This window comes from Rhizobacter sp. P2_H2, assembly GCF_056403375.1.
Map to the genome: position 1 here is coordinate 1 of NZ_JBFUFP010000279.1, position 5,687 is coordinate 5,687.

The window sequence follows — 5,687 nt, forward strand, 5'->3', positions numbered from 1 at the left end:
GGGTCTTGGCGCCGAAGTCGAACTGCAGCCAGTTGGTATCCGACTGGGAGCTTTCCCAGCGGCTGTTCTGGGCGGCGTTGCCGTCGATGGCCTTGTCGGCGGTGTTGCCGCCGTTGGCGCTCGATGCGGTGGCCTTGACCGGCACGACCGCGACGCCGGGCTTGCTCATGTCGACGCCGGTCGGCAACTGCTGCGCGGGCGTCGGGGCCGGCGCGGCGGGTGTGCCGCCGGACGGGATCGACGGCGGCGGAGCCGGTGTCACCGGCTCCAGCACCGGCTCATTGGGATTGCCGCCACCGGAGGCGGGCGGTTGGGCCGGTGGTTGCGGCGCGGGCGCGCCGACGTCGGGGCTCGGTGCCGCGGCGGAATCCGCATCCTTGCCGCCGCACCCGCTGAGCACGGCAGCTGCGAGGAAAAGGGAACCCAGTGCGACCAGCGCTGCGCGCGGCCGGCCCGGTTCCTCGGGACTCTGATGCTTCATGTTCTCGCTCCTTGGATCGTCTTGTGGCTTGGGGCTTCGGCGCCGGGAAATTCAGCAATCCTCAGCGCCGGGTGCATGCGAGAAATGATGCGCAGGTTTGATGCCAGCATCAGGGCTGGTGCACGGCAGCGGGACCGGTTCCACCGTGCATGCGCTGCGGAGCCCGCGAGCGTGCGGTCCTGCCGCCGGGAGCGTGCCTTTCAGGGCAGAGACAGCCAGATACAAGTCTGACCGTTTGGGGTCGTCCGGCAGCAGTTCTGGGCGGCCGGTCCGAGGGACGTCATCGGACCGCGAGGGTGGTGCCGAAGCGGAAGGCGCCCAGCGACGCGTCCCATCCTTGTCGGCTGGCCGCATTGTCTGCATTGGCCGGCCGCACGGCGAAGCGCGCATCGCTGCCGAGCTGCCCCGCGCCATCGGGCAGTGCGATGTAGACGTCGTGCTCGCCGGCCTGCGTGCCCGCAGGAACGGTCACCGACACATCGTGCGTGAAGGTGTTGCCCGCGGTCCAGGTGCGGGGATCGACGGAGGTCGACAGCTTCACCACCGTACCGCTGGTTCGATGCTTCAGCAGCAGCAACACCGGGCGCGCCTTGAACGGCCGCGCCCAACCGGCATTGCGCACCGTGAATCGCACGGGCAACGCGGCACCGGCCGGGGCCGTCGCGGCATGTTCGGCCGAGACGAACTCCAGCCGGTAGCCCATCAGGCGCTTGACCTCGTCGTAGCACCCGTCCTGTTTCCAGCGGGTGTGGAAGGCTTCGGTGTAGTAGTCGTTGTTCAGGTAGGTCAGCGAGAACTGCCTGCCTTCCGCCAGGATGTCCGCGCAGCTGGTCCGCGGCTGCGCGCCGGCGTCGTCCGCCGGGTTGCAGGTTTCACCGCCGAAGGGCGTGACCTTCGCGAGCGCCATGGTGTAGTTGCGCTGCTGCTGCCTCGTGGTGGCGTTGTCGCTGTAGGTGCCGACGTCGGTGGCGCTGGCCAGGAAGCAGTCGTTGTGCACGCCCGAGCGCGAGGCGGCCGACCCGTTGAACGCGGTCGACTCCGCCGGTGGCGTGGCGAACCACTCCATCACGTAGGGCGGGTAGCGGAACTGGACGAACTGCTCCTGGGGCAGGGCGCCGAGCAAGGCATCGCGGATGCTCGTGCGGTTGCCGGCACTGGTCAGGCCGTTCGACGAGGTGTGCCACTCGCCCCAGGCCCCGATGAAGCCCGCTTGCAGGTAGGCGATGACGTCGGTGTTCTCCTGCAGCACCGGCTTGAGCTGGGCGATGTGGGCGAGCACCTGGCTGAGCGACGCATCGGTTGCGTTGCGGTATTCGGTTTCGCCGTCCGGGTAGTTGTAGACGAAGCGGGGGATGATCTTCACGCCCGATTGCCGCGCGTTGGCGAAGCCGGTGCGCAAGCCGTCGAGCAGCGTGGCGGGCAGGGCGGTGCTCTTGTAGGCGTCGAGCCGGACCATCGCGTAGAGAACGCGGAAGCCGTTCGCGTACGCATCGGCGCCGTCGTCCTTGCTGAACTGGTCCAGGTTCGACCAGGCCCAGCGGTAGAAGCCGCGCTCGGGGTTGGGGATCTCGGCGTTGCTCGCGGTGAACTGCGCGGACGCCATCGGAGCCGGAGAAGGTGCTGGTGCTGGTGCTGGTGCTGGTGCTGGTGCTGGTGCTGGTGCTGGTGCTGGTGCTGGTGCTGGTGCTGGTGCTGGTGCTGGTGCTGGTGCGGGGCCACCTTTCTGCGGGGCGCTCGAGCTGCCATCGCCGTCCGAACTGCCACCGCAGCCCGCCACGAGTGCCGTGCTCGCGCAAAGCGCCATCAAGGCCCTCAGCTTCCGGAATTGCGCCTTGTTTCTGTTCATGGAGTTCACGGCGTTTGCCGATGGCTTGCAGGAGCCCGGATTGTCTTGAAACTCATCCTGCGCCCTGCCATCGATGAGGCTTGGTTGCATGTCTTACTTCAGATCGCCGGGCCCGCAGCCCGCGCGATGGCGTCTGTCGGCGACTGCCCGGCATGCGCCCGATGACTGAAGGAATGCCCGATGGAAGTCCTGGCACTCGAGCGCACGCTCACCGAACTTGACCATGTTCGACTCCTGAACCTCCTGCGCCGCGACCGGCGCAGCGATGGCTCGTCCACACCCCAGCCGGCGATCGCGCAGGTCCTCGATGCCTGCGCCATCGTGCCGTCCCGCCAGGCCCCGCCGGACTTGGTGACGATGTACTCGCAGGTGCTGCTGAGGGATCTCGAGACCGGCCAGCTCAGCAAGCTCGCGCCGTGCTACCCGGCGGACGCGCAGCCCGCGGCCGGGTTCGTCTCGGTGCTGTCGCCCGTTGGCGCCAGCCTGCTCGGCCTGAGCGTGGGCGCCGTGGCGCGCTGGTCCACACCCGCGGGCGAAGCGCGGGCCGCCGAGCTCATGCACATCCTCTTCCAGCCCGAGGCGAGCGGCGACTACGCGATGTCGCCGCAGGGAGAACGCAATGAAATCATTCAATTCCATGGTGGTGGCCACCGACTTCTCGATCGATGGAAACAACGCGGTGCGCCGCGCGGCGCTGCTGGCACACGAGCACGGTGCCAGGCTGAAGCTCGTGCACGTGCTCGATCCGGCCGGCTGCAAGCCGCTGCGGGACTGGTCCTCGCCGCGCATCGACATCGATCTCAAGGCCGCGCAGGCACGCGAGTCGCTGCGCCGTTTCGCGATCGAGATCGCGGCGTTGGCGATGATCACGGCCGTCGTGCCGGGCACCGTCTGGGCCGAGCTCGCACCCGACCGCAGTGCGTTGCTCATCCATGTCTTCGATCTCGACGACGAGGCCGCCTTCATCCGGCACTTCAAGACCGACTACGAACAGCCCCTGAAGGAGATCTTCGAATGAGCGATCTGTTGTCGTTGGCGATCACCGTCACGCTGATCCTGTACGCCGTCGCCATGGGCATCGGCACGGCACGCCTGTTCCGCGGCCCCAGTGCGCAGGACCGCGTGCTGGCGATGGATTTCATCTACGTGGTCGGCATGCTGGCGATGCTGGTGCTGGCGATCCGATACGACAGCGAGATGGTCCTGGAAGGCGCCCTGCTGATGGTGCTGTTCGGCTTCGTCGGGTCGTTGGCGATGGCCAAGTTCCTGCTGCGCGGCGAGGTGATCTGAGCATGGCCGCCGTGGCCGAGATCGTGGTGGCGGCGCTGCTGGTGACCAGTGGCGCGGTGGTGCTGGTGGCCGCGCTCGGCCTATGGCGCTTGGGGGACTTCTTCCTGCGCATGCATGCGCCCGCCCTCGCGTCCACGCTCCCGGCCTGGACCGTCACCCTGGCCTCCATCGCGCACTTCAGCTCACAGGGCGCCGGCCTCAACCTGCACGCGTGGTTGATCATCATCGTGATGTCGATCACGGCCCCGGTGACGACCATCGTGCTGGCGCGTGCCGCGCTCTTCCGCCGCCGGCAGGCGGGGGAGCCCGTGTCGGGTCCCTTGAAGCGGCGCGGTTGACATCCGCTGGGTGTGGGCCTTGTCATCGGACCTGACGAGCACCGCCCTCCACGACGAAGGGGACGGCTGCATCGACCGCGAGCCCGGGCGGTGAATGGAGGGGCGCCTCGAACCGGCTGCCCAGCCGGTTCCCCGCGGGGTCCTCCAAGCTGCCATGAGCGACCAGCTTGTACGTGCCGGCTCGCCACGGCGAGTCGGGAGTGAACGTCCAGGTGCTTTCGCCAGGGGCCAGCTCGACGCGCCCGGCCACCCGGCGGTCGCGTTCATCCGCGATCGCCAGGTAGCCCGCAGCGCGGCCATCGATCGGGCCATCCAGCGTCACGACGACCGGCTGCCTCGAACCGGCGCGCACCACCGAGACCTGCCAGGCCGAAACCGCAGGGCCGGTCGTCTTCGCCGGCCCCACGTGCCACTGCTTGATGGGACGTCCGTCGAGCGCCAGCGTCACGTCTTCCCCGGCCGACAGGATCGGCCCGCGTTCGTCGTGCGCGGTCAACCCGCTCTTGACGCGTCCGGGATGCATCAGCACCGTCAGCAGCGTGCCGTCCGGTGACCAGAGCTCCTGCTCGAGAAACGGCTCCTGGACCGGCGTTCCATCGGCGCGCAACAAGGCGAGCCGGCGAAGCACCGGGCCTTCGACCTGTGCCTCGAATCGGATCGAAAGCCGCAGCAGGTTGGCGGGGACCTCGGGGCCCGAAGGCTGGACGAGGGCCACCCGGGCGGGCGGCTGCCGGGCGTGAGAGCACCCCAGCGCCACCGCGAGAGCGGTGGCGCCCAGCCACTGATGGCAACGCATGGCTCACTCCGAAGGCTGGATGTGGTCTTCGAAGCCCTCGTCCTTCATGATCATGTCCAGCCGGGGCTTGACGTACTTCAGCTGGAATGCATCGGCCTTGAAGCTGTATTCCTGGAAGGCGTACTCCGACACGTGATCGCTCAGCCGGAAGCTCAGCTCCTTGCCGATGGTGACGAGCTGCAGGGTGTCCTTCTCGAGCTGGCGGCGCACGACGATGAACGACTTCTCGTCCAGGTTGTCCACCCGCAGCACACCGGCCAGGGGCGCGGTCGATACCTCCAGGCCGGCGATCTGGCCGAACGGCACGATCTTGTCCATGCCCGGGCGGCCGCTCGCGRCCTCGACCTCGGACAGCGGGATGATGTTGGCCGCGCGTCCGAAGTTGACCAGCAACAGGAAGTCCTCGGTCTTGCCCTGCTCGGTCTTCGAGTAGGAGACCAGGCCTGCGGGCGTGTTCCCATAGCCGAGCTCGGCGATCGTCTTGCCACGTATGTGCGCGCCATCCTTCAGGTCATCGAGCGGGATGGTGACGATGGGCGTGCACGTGTAGGCCGCGACGAGGTAGGACTTCCCTCCCCAGTTCGCGAAGCTCAATGCCCGGATCGGGGCACGCGTCTCGATCAGGTTGTGGCCTGTGTGATAGATCTCGATGGAGGTCGTCGAGTGCCGGGCGTCGAACGGATACCTGACCCGCCGCAGCGTCGAGGCGAAGTCCTGGTTGGACAGGCCAGCGATGAAGATCTCGCCATCGCGCCACTTCATGTCGGTGACCGTGAAGCTTCGCTCGGGCGCGTCGTTCCAGAACTTCTGGTTCGACGTGGGCGCGTCATGAAGCGGGATCGACGTCGACTTCGCCGCCTTGAGGTCGATGCGGCGAGCATGGTGGTCGTTCGTCACCGCGAAGAGCGCGGGCGTCTTCGCGGCGCCGTAGCTGAT

Annotated in this window: 7 protein-coding genes and 3 pseudogenes; 6 read left to right on the forward strand and 4 right to left on the reverse strand. The window is 67.9% G+C overall.

Translation table 11 applies throughout. The features are described from left to right. Positions 1-481 (reverse strand): discoidin domain-containing protein (locus AC1D15_RS15735; RefSeq protein ID WP_477826704.1); only part of this gene is annotated, 481 nt, incomplete at its 3' end. Between the two features lie 280 nt (positions 482-761). Beyond that, complete coding sequence (locus tag AC1D15_RS15740) at positions 762-2,084, reverse strand: DUF4832 domain-containing protein (protein ID WP_465113718.1); 1,323 nt, start codon at positions 2,082-2,084, stop codon at positions 762-764. A 14-nt stretch (positions 2,085-2,098) separates the two neighbouring features. Between AC1D15_RS15740 and AC1D15_RS15745 the strand changes: the two genes are divergently transcribed. The 6 genes and pseudogenes from AC1D15_RS15745 (at position 2,099) to AC1D15_RS15770 (ending at position 3,955) form a co-directional block, all read left to right on the forward strand. Beyond that, a complete protein-coding gene (locus tag AC1D15_RS15745; protein WP_477826705.1) occupies positions 2,099-2,404 on the forward strand; it encodes a hypothetical protein in 306 nt (101 codons plus the stop codon). A gap of 280 nt (positions 2,405-2,684) precedes the next feature. Next, positions 2,685-2,822 (forward strand): annotated as a pseudogene (locus AC1D15_RS15750) (GreA/GreB family elongation factor); the annotation flags it as partial. 142 nt (positions 2,823-2,964) lie between these two features. After that, positions 2,965-3,024 (forward strand): annotated as a pseudogene (locus AC1D15_RS15755) (hypothetical protein); the annotation flags it as partial. Positions 3,025-3,174: 150 nt separating this feature from the next. Beyond that, positions 3,175-3,345, forward strand: a pseudogene (locus tag AC1D15_RS15760) (Na+/H+ antiporter subunit E); the annotation flags it as partial. Beyond that, entirely contained in the window at positions 3,342-3,617 is a 276-nt protein-coding gene (locus tag AC1D15_RS15765; protein ID WP_477826709.1) for a K+/H+ antiporter subunit F, read from the forward strand. The pseudogene AC1D15_RS15760 and the gene AC1D15_RS15765, both read left to right, overlap by 4 nt. A gap of 2 nt (positions 3,618-3,619) precedes the next feature. Further along, a complete protein-coding gene (locus AC1D15_RS15770) occupies positions 3,620-3,955 on the forward strand; it encodes a monovalent cation/H(+) antiporter subunit G (protein WP_477826706.1) in 336 nt (111 codons plus the stop codon). Positions 3,956-3,977: 22 nt separating this feature from the next. On the opposite strand, the gene AC1D15_RS15775 is transcribed toward AC1D15_RS15770, so the two are convergent. Both AC1D15_RS15775 and AC1D15_RS15780 read right to left on the reverse strand, forming a co-directional pair. Continuing rightward, positions 3,978-4,670 (reverse strand): Ig-like domain-containing protein, encoded by a 693-nt coding sequence (locus AC1D15_RS15775; RefSeq protein ID WP_477826707.1) that lies wholly within the window; start codon positions 4,668-4,670, stop codon positions 3,978-3,980. An 84-nt stretch (positions 4,671-4,754) separates the two neighbouring features. Then, positions 4,755-5,687, reverse strand: a 933-nt coding sequence (locus AC1D15_RS15780) for a hypothetical protein (protein ID WP_477826708.1), incomplete at its 5' end; no start/stop codon positions are given.